The following is a 19,303-nucleotide window of genomic DNA, read 5'->3' on the forward strand; positions in this document are numbered from 1 at the left end:
TTATTAATAACAAATTGATTGTTTATTTTAAAGATCTCCAACCTATATCAGATCTATATTGCATTCCATTAAAATGAATATTCGATATTGTTTTATATGCTTTTTCTCTTGCTATTCTTACTGAGTCTCCTAGCGTGGTTACACACAAAATTCTTCCACCGTCAGTTTTATATTTGCCGTCAGATATCTTTGTCGCAGCATGAAATACTACGCAATCTTCTTTTTCATTAGGTATTCCATTGATAGTATCATCAGTTATAGGGTTGTCTGGATAGTTATCAGCAGCCAGTACAACTCCTAAAGCAACTCTTCTATCCCATATTATCTCTGTTTTATCTAAAGTTCCATGTAAAGCATTATCAATAATTTCAACGAAATCACTTTTCATACGCATCATTATTGGTTGTGTTTCAGGGTCACCCAATCTACAATTGAACTCTAATGTTTTTATAGATCTTTCAGCATCACTTCCTGGTGATATCATTACGCCAGCATATAAAAACCCCATGAAAGGTATGCCATCTTTAGCCATTCCTTGTATTGTTGGTATAATAATTTCTTTCATTATTCTATTATGAAGATCTGGTGTAACTATACTTGCCGGTGAATATGCTCCCATTCCACCTGTATTTGGTCCATTATCACCATCTTTTAGTCTCTTATGATCTTGACTGGTAGCCAATGGCATTATATTTATTCCATCTGACATTACAATAAAAGAAGCTTCTTCTCCTGTTAGACATTCCTCTATAATGATTTTATCAAGTTTTTTTATGTCTAACATTTCTATTACTGCATCTTCAGCTTCTTTTATTGTAGAGGCAACTACTACTCCTTTGCCTGAAGCTAAGCCATCTGCTTTTATTACAATGGGGGCACCTTCTTTTCTTAAATATGATAAAGCTTCCTCTGTTTTAGAAAAAGTAGAGTATTTTGCAGTAGGTATTCCATGTCGAGACATAAAATCTTTAGCAAATTTTTTTGAACTTTCTAATCTAGCCGCAGATTTTGTCGGTCCAAATATTCTTAAATCTCTATTCTGAAATTTATCCACTATTCCTTCGGCTAATGGAGCTTCTGGTCCTACTATAGTTATATTGATATTTTCTTCTTCAGCAAAATTAGCTAATTCATCAATATTTGTTATAGGAATATTTTTTATATTATTAGAGTTAGATGTTCCTCCATTTCCTGGTGCTACATATACTTGGGTTATTTTGGTAGATTGAGCAAGTTTCCATGCAATTGCATGTTCGCGTCCACCAGAACCAATTACTAATATTTTCATTTTTAATTCACTTTATATGTATTATTTGACTGGTTATATGTCTTATTCTCTGATTGTTACTTTATTACTTAGAATATCAATTCTATACTAACTTTATTATAACGTTATATTTTTTCAACTAAAACGGCATTAGTATGTACAGATTGCACATCTTCTAGATTTTCTAGTTCTAAAAGAAGTTTATGCATTTTTAATGACTCTTCTGGATTTAGTTTAATGAAATTTATTGGTTTGATTACGATATCACTATTAAATTTTATTTCTGTTAATTCATTTTTAAATTTGTCATATAAATCAAAATAATCATTTACATGACATAGCACTTCTGTTGATTTGTTATCTGTTGTTTCTATTTCTTCTATATCAAATTGTAGAGCAATTTCCATTATTTTTTCTATTGAAGCATCCACAGGAAATACAAATTGTCCTAGTTTTTTAAATAAGAATGATACGGATCCATTTTGTCCAAGATTACCTCCATTTTTTGTAAAAACATGTCTTACTTCTGAAACTGTTTTTACTTTATTATCTGTCATTGTATATACGATTATTGCTGATCCATTTATACCGTAACCTTCATAATTTATTTCTTCATAGTTTACAGAATCAGATTCTTTTGATCCTCTATGTATTGCTCTATTTATATTATCTTTTGGTATATTGGCATCAGAAGCTTTTTCTAAAGCAGCTCTTAGTTGTGCATTAGATTCTGGATCAGGACCTCCATTCTTTGCTGATACTGTTATTTCTCTTATAATTTTTGTCCATAGTCGTCCTTTTTTTTCATCCTGACGATTCTTGCGATGTTGAATATTAGCCCATTTACTATGACCAGCCATAGAGCACCTGTGAAATAGTTTTCAATCAATATTTTTCAATTAATAAATAAAAAATATTTATGTGTTTTGAGTTTAAGGTTGTTTAATGTAAATACAATTTATCAAAAATAGTATATTATTTTTTTCCGTAAGTTATATATAAATAAATTAGTATTTGGAATAAAATGATTCTTTTAAATTAGATTTAATTTTACTAAAAAAACTATTTGTTGTAAAAAAATATAATCGTAAGAATAATATTTCATATTATACTTGTATATAATGTATTAGTATAATACAATTAAAAATCTGAAGCGGGGTGGAGCAGTCTGGAAGCTCGTCGGGCTCATAACCCGAAGGTCGTAGGTTCAAATCCTACCCCCGCAACCGTTTTATACAATGGTTTATTCTATTTTCAATAAAATGTATTGAGATATACATTTTCTGTTTATCACATTTATTTTCTCCGCTAATTTTAATATAAAATTATTTTATAATGGCACTATTAAGTGTTATATATATTTTTATATTTATATGTTTTGTTTCTAGTGTTTTAAATATAAGCGGAGTTGTGTTCAAATGTTTATTTCTCAGCAAGTTATGTTGCAAAAAATGATGGAAACCTTCGGTTTTACTCGAGATGTTTTAGCTTCTCATTTGGGTGTTCAGAAAAAGCATATTGATTCTTGGTTATTATCAGAGTCTGATTTAGGCTATGTTGTAATGCCTAATGTGATTGGTGTTTATATAGACAACTTTTTAAGGCAACATGAGATTGGTGTTAGTTCTTTTTCTTTGCGTGATCGTATTTCCTATAAAGGGAGTAATCATTTGCTTTCCGTGGAACAATTTAATAGAGACTCAATAGAAGATCTTTTTAATATTGTGGATATGATGATGCCAATTGCTCGTCGTCAAAAGATTTCTAGAGTTCTTGAAGGTGCTGTATTGGGTAATTTGTTCTTTGAGGCCAGCACACGAACTAGAGTAAGTTTTGGGGCTGCATTTTGTCGTTTAGGTGGATCTGTATGTGATACAACTGGTTTTACTTTTTCATCTATGGCAAAAGGAGAATCAATTTATGATACAAGTAGAGTGATTGGAGGTTATGTTGACATAATGGTAGTTAGACATCCTGATCGTGGTTCTGTAGCAGAATTTGCTAAAGCTACTAATGTCCCTGTTGTAAACGGTGGTGATGGACCTGGAGAACATCCTAGTCAAGCTTTATTGGATTTATATACTATAAAAAATGAGTTTAAAAGACTAGGAAAATCTTTGGATGGTTCATGTGTGTTGTTGGTTGGAGATTTAAAGTATGGAAGAACTGTTCATTCTTTAATAAAATTATTAGCTTTGTATAAGAATATAAAAATTTCTTTAGTATCTCCTAGAGGTTTGGAAATGCCAGAAGAAATTGTACATTACGCATCTAGGAATAACAATGTTATAGAGATCAAGTCTTCTGTAGAAGAAGGTTTACATGGAGCAGATGTTGTTTATGCTACTCGTGTTCAAAAAGAAAGGTTTAGTGAGATTGATGAATATAGGTATGAGCATAATTTTCAAATTAATTTGGATAAAATAAACTCTTGTTGTAGTAGTGATGCAGTTATAATGCATCCTTTGCCAAGAGATAGTCGTCCAGGTGCTAATGATTTAAGTGTGGATTTGAATAATGATAGTCGTTTAGCAATTTTTAGACAGGCTGATAATGGCATTCCAGTTAGAATGGCTATTTTTGCTACCTTGTTGGGTGTTGAGGATATGATTCAGAAATCATTGCGTGATGTGAAGTGGAGTAGGCCTATTTATATTAGCCCTAATGACTCTGTGTTTCATAATTTGTAAAGTTTTATTATTTGTTAATTATTTTAATAAAATAATAAGATTTCTAGTTTAATTGTTCTGTATGTTATAGATTGCGTATGTTATAGAATATATAAAATTAATGTGTTAATAGGATAAGTGATGAGTGATAAAAACAATAAAATTGATAAAACCGACAGAGAGAAGGCTTTATCAGCTGCAATTTCTCAGATTGAGAAACAATTTGGGAAAGGTTCAGTCATGCGTTATGGAGATAATGATGTTAGGAATGATATTCAAGTAATATCTACTGGTTCATTGGGTCTTGATATAGCATTAGGTGTTGGTGGTCTTCCAAGAGGTCGTGTAATAGAGATTTATGGTCCGGAGTCTTCTGGTAAAACAACACTTACATTACAAGTTATTGCAGAAATGCAAAAGAATGGAGGTGTATGTGCATTTATTGATGCCGAACATGCTTTAGATGTTCAGTATGCTTCTCGTCTAGGTATAGTATTACCAGATTTATTAATTTCTCAGCCTGACACAGGAGAACAAGCATTAGAAATAGCAGATGCTTTGGTGCGTTCAGGTTCTGTTGATTTGATTGTTATTGACTCTGTAGCTGCTTTAGTGCCTAAGGCTGAAATAGAAGGAGATATGGGTGATTCTTTACCAGGGTTGCAGGCAAGATTAATGAGTCAGGCTCTTAGAAAATTGACATCTACAATAAAGAAAACTAATTGTATGATTATATTCATTAACCAAATTAGAATGAAGATAGGTGTAATGTTTGGTAGTCCTGAAACTACTACAGGTGGTAATGCTTTAAAATTTTATGCTTCTGTCCGTCTTGATATAAGACGTATAGGGTCCATAAAAAAAGGAGATGAGGTAGTAGGAAGTGAGACCAGAGTTAAGGTAGTTAAAAATAAAGTAGCTCCACCTTTTAAGCAAGCTGAATTTGACATAATGTATGGTTCTGGTATATCAAGAGAGGGAGAAATAATTGATTTGGGTGTTTTAAGTGGAGCGATTGAAAAATCAGGTTCGTGGTATAGTTATAAGGGTAATAAGATAGGACAAGGTAAAGATAATGTTCGTGAATTTTTGCGTAACAATCAAGAAATCTTTCAAGAGATAGAAAAAAATATTAGAGATACTTTTGTTCCTGCTAAAAATTCTACTGTTCTTTTTGAAAATGAATCAGTAGGAGAATATGTTGACTAAATTGGTTATTAAGAACTAAAAACAAAGAGAAATTTATTTGAGTAAATCATTATTTGCTGTTGCTTTAAGGCTTTTATCTAGAAAAAATTATTCTAGCAAAGAGCTTTCTGAGAAATTATTACTTTTTTGCAAAAATAAAGAAGAAATCAAAAGTGTTATTGAATCTCTAAAAGAAAAAAAAATAATTTCTGATAATTTGTTTTCTGATCGTTTAGTGGAAAAACTTTTATTAAACTATGGTAGTAAGTTTATTGAAAGAAAATTATATTCTTGTGGAATAGATCCAGATATTATAAATAGTTATATGTTTTCTATTAGACAAACTGATTTTGAGAGAGCTGTTTTGTTATGTGATAGAAAATTTAAGAATCATTTATCTGATGATAAATTATATAGTAAAAAAGCTAGGTTTTTAACTTCTCATGGTTTTCCTAGTGATGTTGTTTATAAGATTTTGAGATTTGATATGGATGATTAGTAAACCTTTTATCATATTGTGTTTGTTTTTTTTAAGAAATTAGGAATGTTATAGGTATATATTTATTGTATAATTGTCAATTGTAGTTCTTAATATTTTATCTTTATTTGGTTGTCATAATATTTGTAAGTATTTAGAACTATTGTTTTTGTTAATGTTTTTTTAAATTTCAGCAGTGTTTGCTATCTATTGTCGTTATGTTTAGCATCAGTGTTTTTTTATTCAATAAGTTCAGACAGGTAATACATGAAGATTCACGAGTATCAAGGTAAAGAATTGCTTAGGCAGTTTAATGTAACTGTACCACGTGGTATTCCAGCTTTTTCTGTTGATGAGGCGGTATCTGCGGCTGAGAAATTAGGCGGTCCAGTTTGGGTTGTTAAAGCTCAAATACATGCAGGAGGTAGAGGAAAGGGAGGTGGTGTTAAACTAGCTCGTTCTTTAGATGAAGTAAGGAAATTATCATCAGAGATATTAGGGATGCAACTTGTAACTCATCAAACAGGGCCTATTGGTCAGAAGGTACGTCGTTTGTTGATTGAAGAAGGGGCAGATATAAAAAAAGAGTATTATTTTGGCATAGTTACTGATAGGGGAACACAAAAAATTTGCGTTATGGCTTCTAGTGAAGGTGGAATGGATATAGAGGAAGTTGCCGCAAAAAGCCCAGAAAAAATATTAAAGGTTTTTGTTGATCCGTCAATTGGTCTTACTGAGATTGATGCCAGTAATTTAGCTAAAGGTATAGGAATTCCTGCTACCTCTATTAAGAAAGCTTCTTCTGAATTTATAAAGTTATATAAGGCTTATTGGGATACTGATGCTTCATTGGTAGAGGTTAATCCAATGATTTTAACTGGTGATGGTAATATTATTTCCTTAGATGCTAAATTTAATTTTGACTCTAATGCTCTTTTTCGCCATCCTGATATTGTTGCATATCGAGATTTGGATGAGGAAGATCCAGCTGAGGTTGAGGCTAGTAAGTTTGATTTGGCATACATTCAATTAGACGGTAATATAGGTTGTTTGGTTAATGGTGCAGGATTGGCTATGGCAACTATGGATACTATTAAGTTATTTGGTGGTGAGCCAGCTAATTTCCTTGATGTGGGTGGTGGAGCTACAGCATCGAAAGTTACAGAAGCTTTTAAAATAATGCTAAAAAACAAAGAAGTGAAAGCTATTTTAGTAAATATTTTTGGTGGCATTATGAGATGTGATGTTATAGCTGAAGGTGTAATTTTAGCCTGTAAAGCTGTTGATCTTAAAGTGCCTTTAGTAGTTCGGATGAAAGGAACTAATGAGGAATTAGGTAAAAAAATGTTGTCCGAATCAGGGTTGCCAATTATAAGTGCTGATACAATGGCTGAAGCTGCTACTAAGGTTGTTGCTGCCGTTAAATAAGAATTGCAAAGGGATTCATAAATGTCAATTTTGATAAATAAAGATACTAAAGTCATAACTCAAGGTATTACAGGTAAAACTGGTCAGTTTCATACTCGTATGTGTAGAGATTATGCTAATGGGAAGGCTGCTTTTGTAGCAGGTGTTAATCCTAAAAAAGCTGGAGAAGATTTTGAAGGCATCCCAATATTTTCATCTGTAAAAGATGCTAAGAAAAATACTGGTGCTACTGTTTCTGTTATTTATGTCCCTCCTGCTGGTGCAGCTTCTGCTATATTAGAGGCTGTTGATGCTGAGCTGGATTTGGTGATTTGTATTACAGAAGGTATTCCTGTAAAGGACATGTTGGAAGTTAAAAATAAAATGCTTGCTAAAAACAGCAAAACTTTGCTTCTTGGTCCTAATTGTCCTGGTTTAATTACTCCTGATGAAATAAAAATAGGTATTATGCCTGGACATATACATCGTAAGGGACGTATTGGAATAGTTAGTAGATCAGGCACCTTAACATATGAAGCTGTTGGTCAAGTAACAGAGCTTGGTTTAGGTCAATCAGGAGCTGTTGGTATTGGTGGTGATCCAATAAATGGATTAAAGCATATAGATATCTTGAAGTTGTTTAATGATGATAAAGATACTGATGCTGTAATAATGATTGGGGAAATAGGTGGTCCGGATGAGGTTAATGCTGCATTATGGGCTAAAGACCACATGAAAAAACCTGTTGTTGGTTTTATTGCTGGAGTTACAGCTCCTGCTGGTAAACGTATGGGACATGCTGGAGCATTGATTTCAGGTGGGGCAGACACTGCTGATGCAAAACTAGAGATTATGGAAAGTTGTGGCATACGTACTACTAGGGATCCTTCTGAGATGGGTAAACTTTTGAAATCTGTGCTTTAATTTCTATGGCTAAAACTTAGTGTAAACTAGTTTTAGCCTGATTGGTATTTTTGCTTGAAGGTTTTTCTATGAATAAAACAAAATTTCATTGTCCTAAAAAAATCCGTTGTACTCGTTCTTTACTTGGAGGGCTTCTAATTTTAGGAGTTATTGGTATAACTGTTAAAATTTTTTTGACTGTCTTCTGTAAGTAGATTATAAATTATAGATTATGATACCTAGAAAATTGGTTATAGCAACAAGAGCAAGTAGTCTTGCTGTTAAACAATCTGAGTATGTTCGTGAAAGGCTTTTAAATATTTATCCCGATTTAATAATAAACATATTGACTGTTGTTACGAAAGGGGATCGTATTCTTGACAGGGCTCTTTCTAAAGTTGGAGGTAAAGGTCTTTTTGTCAAAGAAATAGAGTTAGCTATAAGAAGTGGTCAAGCTGACTTTGCTGTTCACTCTATGAAAGATATTCCAGCTGAAACAGATGATGATTTGGATGTTTGTTCTATTTTAGAGAGAGAAAATCCAAGTGATGTTTTCGTTTCTAATAATTTTAAATCTATAGAAGATCTTAATCATAATTGTATAATTGGTACGTCGAGTTTACGCAGAGAAGCTCAAATAAAATCTTTTTCTTCAAATCTTGTTGTGCAATCTTTAAGAGGTAATATTAATACTCGTTTAGATAAGTTAGATGCTGGTCATTATGATGCTATTATTTTGGCAGCTGCAGGATTAAAGAGGTTGAATCTTGATAGTAGGATAAGACAATATATTGATTATGATATTGTTTTGCCAGCAGTTGCACAAGGGGCTTTAGGCTTGCAAATTATGAAACATAGAGATGATCTGCGTATTTTGTTGTCTCATTTATCTTGTAGGAATACTACAATATGTGTTTCTGCAGAGAGAGCAGTTCTGAGGATCTTGGGAGGTTCATGTCAAATTCCTATAGCATCTAATGCTAAAATAGTAGCTGATAAGATTTTTTTAAGATCTTTAGTATCTTCTGTTGATGGTAAACATATTGTTAGAGCTGAAGGTAGCGCATGTCTAAGTGAAGCAATTTCCTTAGGTGAGAATCTGGCAGAACAATTATTATTAAAAGGGGCTGATAAAATACTGTCATCATTTGTTAAATAAATTGAGTTATTTGTTTTTTATTTATAAAGTTTTTTATGAGTTTCCCCCAAACTGTTGTTCTTACAAGACCAGAAAATTATTCTTTATATAACAAGTTAAAAAACATTGGAATAGATGTTTATAGTATGCCGTTGTTGTTAGTTGAACCAATAAAATCATCTGACATCAAAATGCCCAATAATTATGATTTTGTTGTTTTTGTTAGTGGTAATGCTATTAAATTTTACTTAAAGAAAATTTATAATAACATTGGTATGTTTTCCTGGCCTTCTTCCACTTTTGTAGCTACAGTTGGACCATCTTCTGCTAAGACTTTTAGATGTTCTAAGTATTTATATAATAAAGAAAATATTGTTATGTTATATCCAGATCAGGCTGATTCTACTTATGATTCTGAGTCTTTATATTGTTTTCTAAATAATAAATTTTTTTTAAGCGGTAGGCGTTTTCTTATTGTTAGAGGTTTGAGTGGTCGCAATTGGTTAATAGAAAAATTAAGAGAAAATAATTTTGTTGATGTATGTCATGTTTACAATAGGAAAAGTGTTTTTTTGTCGAGTGTTTATTTGAACTTAATTCATAAATGGATTAAACAGAAAAAAAATATTGTTTGGGTTTTTACAAGCCAAGAAATTGTTTCTTCATTTTTTAGTAATTTGAAATCTATCGATTGTATTGATTGGTTAACTAATTGTTTTTTTTTGGTTACACATAAAAAAATTATGAGTGCATTGAGTAGTCAATTGTTAAGCATAAAAGTTTATACTCAAAATATAAGAATATGTGATCCTATCGAAGATTCTATTCTTGATATGCTTGCTAATAATTAGTTTTAACAACCTAAAAGGCTAGTAAGATATAAAATATGCGTTACTTCAAATTGTTTTTACATATTACAAAGATGTTATTTGTGTCCGCTATATTATTCTTTGGATATAAATATATAAATTATTTATCTTCCTTTGAAAATAAGGTTTTACAAAGATTAGAATTAATAGAGTCAAGAAATAAAATTGTTAATACTAACTTAAACAAATTATCTAATGATTATAATAATATTGAACAACGATATAGTTCAATATTTAAAATGATGAGTTCATCAGAAAAGGACTTCATTATTAATGATATTGATAATTTATTGAATATAGCTAATCAATGTTTGTTAGTTACAAGAGATGTTAATAGATCTATTATCTTACTTGAAAGAGCTCTTTTTTGTTTGAATAGTTTTTCTTCTGATGCTCGTAGTGTTTTGTTGAGGGATAGCATTTGTAAGAATATTGAAAATTTACAAAACATAAAAGTCATAGACAATCATAGATATCTAGATTATATAGACAGATTATATGAATTTTGTCATGGTTATGAAACTGCTCATGCTGATATCAAATCAAGTTCTCTTTCTTATGGTAATATTTCCAACATTGAAATAAATGATGTTGATACTAATATAGCTTATAATCAAGTCAAGAATTTTTACAATATTTTTATTCAAAATTTATGTAAGTTTCATCGTTACGTTTTTCAAGGTTTTAGTAAGTTGATTACTATAGATAAAGTAAATGATGGATTATTATCAGATAATCATTTTTTGATTTATATGCTTCAACAACAATTATGTACTGCTAGATTTGCGCTTGTAACTTTTCAGCCTGATTTGTGGGATTCTAGTGTTAAATTTATACAAGATATATTTAACAATTATTTTGATAAAGAAGATTATTCTGTAAGAGATTATATAAAACTATCTTCTCTATTGAACGGTGCAGTTTTTGATAAAAACATGTTTGATATTTCAGACAGTTTATCTTATATGAAGGATTTTCGGTCTGTAATTTCTGAAGAAAACATTAACTAGGAATATTTTAAATATGCGTTACTATTTTCGTGTATTTCTTATAGCTTTTTTTGCTATTATTACTGCAATTTTTTTACAAAAGTACGACAAACATTCTATATTGTTTATAGTAGATTCTTGGCGAATAAAAATGTCTGTTGCTACTGCTGTATTTGTTCTTTTAGTTTTATTCTTTATTTTGCTTTTTATATTTAAATTTATATTATTTTTATGCTCTCTAAGTACTAGAATTACTAATTGGATTCATCGTTTAAAATCAAAAAAATATGATAAACAGTTAAATAAAGGGTTGATATTCTTTCTAGAGGATAAACATAAGGAATCTAATCAGATATTTTCTAAATTAGGTTCTAATTTATTTGATAATAAAGATAAGCTTTTATCTTTTTTGTTTTATTCAAAATCTAGTTTTCTTATTGGTGATTATGATAAGTGCTTAGAGAATTTGGATTATGCATTACTTTATATTAATGATAATCCTGTATTTATAGAGGCTATTCTTATTATTAAAACCAAAGCCTTGTTAGCTAAAAATCTTCCAAATGAGGCATCAGTTGTTTTATTGGATCTTAATAAATTAGTTGGAGAGAATGATTTAAATGCTTTACATATTTCTTTAAATATAGAAATTGCATTGAAAAACAATAAAAAGGTTATAGAAATTGCTAGATTTTTATTAAATGCTAATTATTTAACTGCTGCTTATCTTACTGAAATAATCGATGAAGTTGGTTCGCAGTTGATAAAAGATAATGTAAATAATCATGATTTATGCCATGATTTGTGGAAATTCTTTAAACCTCAGGAACGATTGCTTTCTAAAATTTCTTTAGCTTTTTCTAATTTTCTTATTTCTTTACATGATTATGAAGAGGCGGATAAAATATTATATAAATCTATGCAGAATTCTTTGCAGGTAGAGTTATTACATCAATATGTTAATAGTTGTGATTATCAACACATTCCATTAAAAATTAAGAAAATGGAAATGTTGTTAGAAAGAAATAAAGAAAATACTGATTTGCTTAACTCATTAGGGATATTATGTTTGAGATATAAGTTATGGGGGCAGGCGGAGTTTTATTTCTTAAAGAGTATTAATATTAAAAATACTTCTTATATTAATTTATTAATTGGTAATTTGTATTATCATCTATCTAGAATAGAAGAAGCTATTGAGTATTGGAACAAAGCTATTGAGGTCTGTGGCTATAGGGTTTCTTTTATGGAACAAGAATTCTCGAGACATTCGGAAAACATGAACATTAAAGATAGTGATTTAATGTTCAAAGAAAATAATCTAACCAAGATTTTTCAAGAGGAATATTTTGATAGTGCACCATTCCCTGATTATGTCTTTGATGATACTTTAGAACAAGTTGAGTTAGATTCAAAAAATGAAAACAAAAATCAATGAAAATTTTTATAGGTGATTGAAATTATTATGAGTTTAAATGGTGTTGATTCAGGTATAAATAATCCAGAAGAATTTAATGTTGTTATAGAAATTTCTATGAATTCTATGCCTATTAAATACGAAGTTGATAAAGATACCGGGGTTGTTTTTGTCGATCGATTTGTTATGACTTCTATGAATTATCCATGTAATTATGGCTATGTTCCTAGAACTTTATCTAGCGATGGAGATCCTTCAGATGTTTTGGTTATTACTCCATTTCCAGTTCAAATTGGTACCGTTATTAAATGTAGAGCTATAGGTATATTGGAAATGGAAGATGAATCCGGTTTGGATGCTAAAATACTTTCTTTACCTTTAACTAAGATTTATCCTGCTTATAAAAACATACTATCTTATAAAGATTTGCCAGTTGAAGATTTAAATCGCATTAAACATTTTTTTGAGCATTATAAAGATTTAGAAGATGGCAAATGGGTAAAAGTCTTAGGTTGGAAAGGTGTTAGCGATGCTCACAATGAATTAATTAATGCTTTAGATTTATATAAACGGAGTAAATAGAATTATTTTCTTATTACATCTAAGTAAACTGGATATAAACTACTGTAAAAAAAAGAATCTTTTATAATTTGTGCTGTAAAACTTACAATAAAGTAATCCAGTTTATTTAAAAATGTTTGATATGTAAAAATAGTTAATATTTCTATTAGAATATAGATTGACGACCATAATAATATATATACAAGAAAAGCCTTTTTGTTAGACCATACTAATATTGATGATAAAATCATAGATTTTAATAAATTATTTTTGTATAAAACAGCAATTGAGGTAGAGAAAATTAGCAAAACACCAAATATTAATATAGAAATAGTTGTTGTCATTATTGGTATTATTAGATAATTTGCAAAATTGTTTATTGATTCTTGATTTAATCCAATAGATTTTATTTCTCCAATAAAATTATTGATTTCTTTTGATAAAGTTATTGTTGACAATATAGTTATTGTCAAGCAAATGCCCATATAGAGCAATCCAATTTTTATTCCTTTTTTTATAGAATATACGTTAATAGTTTGCTTTATATAGTTTATATCATTATTTGCTATCGATTGTCCGCATACTATCCCTATAAAACAAAATAATGGCGTTAATATTATTTTAAGAATAATTCCTATTGTTAATAATTTTAATGAAAGTATAGTAAATATATTTATAATTAAGCTAAATTTTATAAAAACAGTTGGATTCTTTCTAAAGATTTCTAATCCTTTCTTTATCCAGTGAAGTCCACTTATAGCTGGTATTTTTTGTGTTGTCATTTTTTTGTTTTAATTGGTAAATTTATTGGTATTTTTATATGTGTTTACTATCTAAAACTTTAATGTATGATAAGTCAATCAATAGTCGATGATTTTAACATGTTTGCAGTAAACTATATTAAAGATTACTGTTAATAAATAGGAAATAATAATCCATAATTTAAATTATAAAATGTCTACTAATCATTATCAAAAAAATTTATGGAAATTTTGTGTTGCTCCCATGTTGGGAGTAACAGATCGTCATTGTCTTTTTTTTTATAGTTTATTATCTTCAAATGTACGTTTATATACTGAAATGATAGTAACTTCTACTATTATTAATAATCTTGATAATGTACATAAGTATCTATATTTTGATAAAAAAATTAACAATCATATTGCATTACAACTTGGAGGGAATAATCCAGTTGATTTAGCAAAATCTGCTGTTTTAGGAGAAAAGTTTGGATATAATGAAATTAATCTAAATTGTGGATGTCCATCTGATAGGGTATTAAGTGGAGCTTTTGGGGCTTCTTTAATGTTAGATCCAATGTTGGTTGCAAGTTGCGTTAAGTCTATCAAAGAAAGTGTTTCTATACCGATATCTATAAAGCATAGACTTGGTTTAAATAATAACTCTTCCTATTCATTTGTTCGTGATTTTGTTGGTATGGTACATGAAGCTGGGTGCGAAATTTTCATAGTGCATGCTCGTAATGCTATGCTAGGCAAGATGTCTCCAAAAAAGAATCGAAGTATACCTCCTTTAAATTATGAGTATGTTTATCAATTAAAAAAAGATTTTCCTAATGCTATTTTTATTTTAAATGGTGGCCTTTCTGATATTCCTTCCATTGAAATTGTTTTAAAGGAATTAGATGGAGTAATGCTAGGAAGAAAAGTAATGAACAACCCTTTATTTATATCTGACTTGTCAGGTTTTTTATGGCCTAATTCATATATGTGTAATGTGGATCATTGTATTAAAGCAATGGTGGATTATGCAAAAAAAGAGGTGTACGATAATAATACTCCTTTATGGTTTGTTTTAAAGCCAATGTTAAATATGTTTAATGGCCATTATTGTGCTAAGAAATGGCGTAAGAACATTGCGGATCAAGTTGTTATTAATAAAGGTGACCCGGATATGATTTGGGTAGTTTGGGAAGAGTTTAAAAAAACCATTAAGAAGTAAAACTTTTCCTTAATTTGTTCTTTGAATGTTAATTCATATAATTTATTATCATGGTGTGTTAAAATACAGGTTTTATAAATTTTTTATCATTTAAACTTAATTTATGTGGCTTTATATATGGCTGGTAATTCTTTAGGTAAATTTTTTTGTGTTACTAATTTTGGTGAGTCTCATGGGCCAGCAATTGGTTGTATAGTAGACGGATGTCCTCCAGGAATGGATTTGGATAAAAATGATATCCAAATCGAGTTAAATAGAAGAAAACCAGGTACTTCTCGTCACGTTACACAACGGCAAGAGAAAGATGAAGTGGAAATATTGTCTGGGATTTATGAAGGAAAAACTACTGGAGCTCCTATTGCTTTGCTTATTCGTAATATCGATGCTCGTAGTCACGACTATTCAAATATATCTGAGTCATTCCGTCCAGGGCATGCTGATTATTCTTATTGGTATAAGTATGGAATTAGAGATCCTAGAGGAGGAGGAAGGTCATCAGCTCGTTTGACAGCTCCTACTGTTGCTGCTGGTGCTATAGCTAAGAAATGGCTTAGCCAATATTCTAATATTAAAATTAGAGCCTATATGAGTCAGCTTGGTAATATTGCTATTCCTTTTGTTTCGTGGGATTTTATTGAAGAAAATGCTTTTTTCTCTCCTAATATGCTTATTGTTTCTCAGTTAGAAACTTACATGGATGATTTAAGACGTTCTGGAGATTCAATAGGTGCACGTATTGAAGTTCAAGCTGATAATGTTCCTTGTGGTCTTGGTGAGCCAATATATGATAGATTAGATGCTGATATTGCTCATGTTATGATGGGTTTAAATGCAGTAAAAGGAGTCTCTATTGGGGCTGGGTTTGATTCTATCACTCAATTAGGTTCTGAGCATGGTGATGAAATTTCTCCTAATGGTTTTAGAAGCAATAATTCTGGAGGCGTGTTGGGTGGTATATCTACTGGTCAATCTATTTGTGTTTCTTTAGCTATTAAACCAACTTCAAGTATAAGAGTAGAAAGAAATTCTGTTAATCAAAAAAATGAGGCTGTTGTCGTTCAAACTTTTGGTAGACATGATCCTTGTGTTGGTATTAGAGCTGTTCCTGTTGCTGAATCTATGTTGGCTATAGTTATTATGGATCATGTTCTAAGGCATAGAGGTCAATGTGGTGAAATTAATAAGTAGTAGTTATTGTATTTATGATTGGGTGTCTACTTTTGTTTAGTAGATTAATTTTAAATCTATTTTAAAGAGTTTCTTATGGCAAAAACACTATATGACAAACTTTGGGAGGCTCATGTTGTACGTCAGGAATCAGATGGAACATGTTTGATTTATATAGATCGTCATTTGCTTCATGAGGTAACCAGTCCTCAAGCTTTTGAGGGTTTGTCTTTGGCTAATCGCAAGCCATGGCGTATAGGTGCTAATTTGGCAGTAGCTGATCATAATGTTCCTACGTTAAATAGGTTAAATGGCATTGATGATCCTATATCTAAACTTCAAGTTGATACTCTTGATTCTAATTGTTCTAGATATGGAATTCAAGAGTTTCGTATGGATGATATTAGACAAGGTATCGTTCATGTTGTAGGACCTGAGCAAGGTGCTACTTTACCTGGAATGACTGTAGTTTGTGGTGACTCACATACAAGTACACATGGTGCTATAGGGGCTTTATCATTTGGAATAGGTACTTCTGAAGTTGAGCATGTTCTTGCTACTCAAACATTATTAATGAAAAAAAGCAAGAATATGTTAATAAATGTAGAAGGATCTTTATCTTTAGGATGTACAGCTAAAGATATTGTTTTGCATATTATCGGTCAGCTTGGAACTGCAGGTGGTACTGGTTATGCTATAGAGTTTGCAGGAAGTACTATTCGTGATCTTTCAGTAGAATCTAGAATGACAATATGTAATATGGCAATAGAAGCTGGAGCTAGATCTGGACTCGTTGCTGTTGATGATAAAACTATAGAATATTTCAATGGTAAACCTTTTGCTCCTAAGGGTGATGTATGGAACAAAGCAAAAGAATATTGGCGTACTCTTCATAGTGATAGTGGTGCTGTTTTTGATAAGATTGTGAATATTAGAACTTCTGATATACAACCTCAAGTTACTTGGGGAACTTCTCCAGAAATGGTTTTACCTATTACATCCTGTGTTCCTGATCCTTCAAAAGAAGTAGATTCTGTTAAACGCAATAGTATAGAAACAGCTTTGTCTTATATGGGTTTAAAGCCTAATACTCCTTTGACAGACATTTCTTTGGATAAAATATTTATTGGTTCTTGTACTAATTCTAGAATTGAAGATTTGCGTGATGCTGCTAAAATTTTAAAAGGTAAACATATTGCCTCTAATATAATTCAAGCAATGGTTGTTCCTGGCTCAGGATTAGTAAAACAACAAGCTGAGGAAGAAGGTCTTGATCGAATATTTATTGAAGCTGGATATGAATGGAGAGAACCAGGTTGTTCTATGTGTTTGGCTATGAATGCAGATAGATTAGAGCCTAAAGAAAGATGTGCTTCTACATCAAACCGTAATTTTGAAGGTCGTCAAGGTCAGGGTGGAAGAACTCATTTGGTTAGTCCTGCAATGGCAGCAGCAGCTTCTATAGCTGGCCATTTTGTAGATATTAGAGATTTTAATTGAGTGATTTAAATATGCAGCCATTTACTATTCATGAAGGTTTAGTTGTTCCATTAGATAGAGAAAATGTTGACACAGATCTTATAATACCTAAGCAATTTCTTAAATCTATTAAGAAAACTGGGTTTGGTCCAAATTTGTTTGACGAATTACGATATTTGGATCATGGTGAACCAGGTGTTGATAATAGCAAGAGACCTATAAATCCTAATTTTGTTCTTAATCAGAAAAGATATGCAGGAGCTTCTATTTTATTGGCTCGTAAAAATTTTGGATGTGGTTCTAGTAGAGAACATGCTCCTTGGGCTTTGACTCAGTATGGTTTTAGATCTATTATAGCCCCATCTTTTGCTGATATATTTTTTAATAATAGTTTCAAAAATGGTTTGTTGCCTATAGTATTGTCTGATGCTAACATTTCAAAATTATTTGATGTTGTTCAAGAGAAACCTGGATATAAAATTACAATTGATCTATACAAGCAAAAAATTACTACGGATGATAATTTTGTTATAGAGTTTGAAATTGAGTCATTTAGAAAGCATTGTCTGTTGAATGGTTTTGATGATATTAGTTTAACATTACAACATTCTGATCAAATAAAAAAATTTGAAGCTGAACGTTTAAATAGTAATCCTTGGTTAGAATCGATATAAATTTATTGGTTTTTTTTATAATTAGATTTGTTAGGTAAATAAATGGCTAATATTATTGCTGTTTTGGCTGGAGATGGTATAGGTCCAGAGATTGTAGATCAAGCTGTCAGGGTTATAGAATCTTTGTGTTTAGATATAAAGATAGAATATGCTTTGGTTGGTGGGGCTGCTTTTGATAAGTTCGGTCACCCTTTGCCTCAAGAAACTCTTGATTTAGCAAAAAGATCTGACGCAATATTGTTTGGAGCTGTTGGTGATTGGAAGTATGATTCATTGCCTAGAGAATTGCGTCCAGAGCAGTCTATTTTAGGATTGCGTAAGTCATTGGGGTTGTTTGCTAATTTACGTCCAGCTTTTTTATATAATGAACTTATAAATTCATCTTCTTTAAAGCCAGAAGTTGTGTCTGGTTTAGATTTATTAATAGTTAGAGAATTGACAGGTGATGTTTATTTTGGACAACCTCGTGGTGTTAGAACTTCTATAGATGGGAATTTTATAGGAGAAAAAGAAGGGTTTGATACTATGCGTTATTCTGAGACAGAAGTTACAAGAATAGCTCATGTTGCGTTTCAATCTGCTCAAAAACGACGTAAAAAGCTTTGTAGTGTTGATAAAGCAAATGTTCTTGAAACATCACAATTTTGGAGAGATATTGTTTTAAAGGTCTCGAAAGATTATAGAGATGTTTCTTTAACTCACATGTATATAGATAATGCAGCAATGCAGTTAATCAAAGACCCTTGTCAATTTGATGTTGTAGTTACGGGGAATCTGTTTGGTGATATTTTATCAGATGAAGCTGCTATGTTGACTGGTTCTATTGGCATGTTACCTTCGGCCTCTTTGAACGCTAATAATCAAGGTTTATATGAACCAAGTCATGGTTCTGCTCCAGATATAGCAGGTAAAAACATTGCTAATCCTTTAGCTACCATTTTGTCAGCATCAATGTTATTAAGATATTCATTGAATATGCCTAAAGAGGCAGATAGAATAAATTTGGCAGTAAAAAATGTATTATCTAAAGGTTTTCGTACTTCAGATATTTTTGCAAAAGGAAACATTAAAGTTACTACATCTGAAATGGGTGATGAAGTTTTAAAAGAACTTGCTAGTCAAAAGTAATTTTATT

18 protein-coding genes and 1 tRNA gene are annotated in these 19,303 nt (G+C 30.8%); 16 read left to right on the top strand and 3 right to left on the bottom strand.

The window, feature by feature from the left end; genetic code table 11:
* Window positions 1-22: 22 nt before the first annotated feature.
* Both purD and CDSE_RS01120 read right to left on the bottom strand, forming a co-directional pair.
* Window positions 23-1,288 carry a phosphoribosylamine--glycine ligase gene (purD, locus tag CDSE_RS01115; RefSeq protein WP_015396170.1) on the bottom strand — a complete coding sequence of 422 codons (1,266 nt, stop codon included), beginning with the start codon at window positions 1,286-1,288 and terminating at the stop codon, window positions 23-25.
* 104 nt (window positions 1,289-1,392) lie between these two features.
* The gene (locus tag CDSE_RS01120) at window positions 1,393-2,127 is read right to left on the bottom strand and encodes a YebC/PmpR family DNA-binding transcriptional regulator (RefSeq protein WP_015396171.1); all 735 of its coding nucleotides are present in this window, start codon (window positions 2,125-2,127) and stop codon (window positions 1,393-1,395) included.
* Window positions 2,128-2,419: 292 nt separating this feature from the next.
* On the opposite strand from CDSE_RS01120, the gene CDSE_RS01125 reads away from it, so the two are divergent.
* From CDSE_RS01125 to ppa, 11 genes are all read left to right on the top strand, one after another.
* A tRNA-Met gene (locus CDSE_RS01125) sits at window positions 2,420-2,493 on the top strand.
* A 192-nt stretch (window positions 2,494-2,685) separates the two neighbouring features.
* Window positions 2,686-3,957 carry an aspartate carbamoyltransferase gene (locus CDSE_RS01130; protein WP_015396172.1) on the top strand — a complete coding sequence of 424 codons (1,272 nt, stop codon included), beginning with the start codon at window positions 2,686-2,688 and terminating at the stop codon, window positions 3,955-3,957.
* Window positions 3,958-4,077: 120 nt separating this feature from the next.
* Window positions 4,078-5,145 carry a recombinase RecA gene (recA, locus tag CDSE_RS01135; RefSeq protein WP_015396173.1) on the top strand — a complete coding sequence of 356 codons (1,068 nt, stop codon included), beginning with the start codon at window positions 4,078-4,080 and terminating at the stop codon, window positions 5,143-5,145.
* Between the two features lie 37 nt (window positions 5,146-5,182).
* Window positions 5,183-5,623: a regulatory protein RecX gene (locus CDSE_RS01140; protein WP_015396174.1), complete on the top strand. Its 441-nt coding sequence runs from the start codon at window positions 5,183-5,185 to the stop codon at window positions 5,621-5,623.
* 246 nt (window positions 5,624-5,869) lie between these two features.
* Window positions 5,870-7,030, top strand: a complete 1,161-nt coding sequence (sucC, locus tag CDSE_RS01145) for an ADP-forming succinate--CoA ligase subunit beta (RefSeq protein WP_015396175.1) — start codon at window positions 5,870-5,872, stop codon at window positions 7,028-7,030.
* A 21-nt stretch (window positions 7,031-7,051) separates the two neighbouring features.
* Complete coding sequence (gene sucD / locus CDSE_RS01150; RefSeq protein ID WP_015396176.1) at window positions 7,052-7,933, top strand: succinate--CoA ligase subunit alpha; 882 nt, start codon at window positions 7,052-7,054, stop codon at window positions 7,931-7,933.
* Window positions 7,934-8,144: 211 nt separating this feature from the next.
* Entirely contained in the window at window positions 8,145-9,071 is a 927-nt protein-coding gene (gene hemC / locus CDSE_RS01155) for a hydroxymethylbilane synthase (protein ID WP_015396177.1), read from the top strand.
* Between the two features lie 35 nt (window positions 9,072-9,106).
* On the top strand, window positions 9,107-9,901 hold the full coding sequence (locus CDSE_RS03950) for a uroporphyrinogen-III synthase (protein ID WP_015396178.1): 795 nt from the start codon (window positions 9,107-9,109) through the stop codon (window positions 9,899-9,901).
* A 35-nt stretch (window positions 9,902-9,936) separates the two neighbouring features.
* Window positions 9,937-10,929, top strand: coding sequence for a uroporphyrinogen-III C-methyltransferase (locus CDSE_RS01165; protein WP_041186200.1), 993 nt, complete (start codon window positions 9,937-9,939; stop codon window positions 10,927-10,929).
* 13 nt (window positions 10,930-10,942) lie between these two features.
* Complete coding sequence (locus tag CDSE_RS01170; protein WP_015396180.1) at window positions 10,943-12,346, top strand: heme biosynthesis protein HemY; 1,404 nt, start codon at window positions 10,943-10,945, stop codon at window positions 12,344-12,346.
* A gap of 27 nt (window positions 12,347-12,373) precedes the next feature.
* Entirely contained in the window at window positions 12,374-12,907 is a 534-nt protein-coding gene (ppa, locus tag CDSE_RS01175) for an inorganic diphosphatase (protein WP_015396181.1), read from the top strand.
* A gap of 2 nt (window positions 12,908-12,909) precedes the next feature.
* On the opposite strand, the gene CDSE_RS01180 is transcribed toward ppa, so the two are convergent.
* Window positions 12,910-13,668 (bottom strand): hypothetical protein, encoded by a 759-nt coding sequence (locus CDSE_RS01180; RefSeq protein ID WP_015396182.1) that lies wholly within the window; start codon window positions 13,666-13,668, stop codon window positions 12,910-12,912.
* A 172-nt stretch (window positions 13,669-13,840) separates the two neighbouring features.
* Between CDSE_RS01180 and dusA the strand changes: the two genes are divergently transcribed.
* From dusA to leuB, 5 genes are all read left to right on the top strand, one after another.
* Window positions 13,841-14,848, top strand: coding sequence for a tRNA dihydrouridine(20/20a) synthase DusA (dusA, locus tag CDSE_RS01185; RefSeq protein ID WP_015396183.1), 1,008 nt, complete (start codon window positions 13,841-13,843; stop codon window positions 14,846-14,848).
* A 117-nt stretch (window positions 14,849-14,965) separates the two neighbouring features.
* Window positions 14,966-16,036, top strand: a complete 1,071-nt coding sequence (aroC, locus tag CDSE_RS01190) for a chorismate synthase (protein ID WP_015396184.1) — start codon at window positions 14,966-14,968, stop codon at window positions 16,034-16,036.
* Between the two features lie 75 nt (window positions 16,037-16,111).
* The gene (gene leuC / locus CDSE_RS01195) at window positions 16,112-17,515 is read left to right on the top strand and encodes a 3-isopropylmalate dehydratase large subunit (RefSeq protein WP_015396185.1); all 1,404 of its coding nucleotides are present in this window, start codon (window positions 16,112-16,114) and stop codon (window positions 17,513-17,515) included.
* 11 nt (window positions 17,516-17,526) lie between these two features.
* Window positions 17,527-18,168, top strand: coding sequence for a 3-isopropylmalate dehydratase small subunit (leuD, locus tag CDSE_RS01200; RefSeq protein WP_015396186.1), 642 nt, complete (start codon window positions 17,527-17,529; stop codon window positions 18,166-18,168).
* A gap of 42 nt (window positions 18,169-18,210) precedes the next feature.
* Window positions 18,211-19,296, top strand: coding sequence for a 3-isopropylmalate dehydrogenase (leuB, locus tag CDSE_RS01205; RefSeq protein WP_015396187.1), 1,086 nt, complete (start codon window positions 18,211-18,213; stop codon window positions 19,294-19,296).
* The last annotated feature ends 7 nt before the right edge of the window (window positions 19,297-19,303 follow it).

The sequence above is a fragment of the Candidatus Kinetoplastibacterium desouzaii TCC079E genome, from assembly GCF_000340795.1.
In the GTDB taxonomy this organism is placed as follows: domain Bacteria; phylum Pseudomonadota; class Gammaproteobacteria; order Burkholderiales; family Burkholderiaceae_B; genus Kinetoplastidibacterium; species Kinetoplastidibacterium desouzai.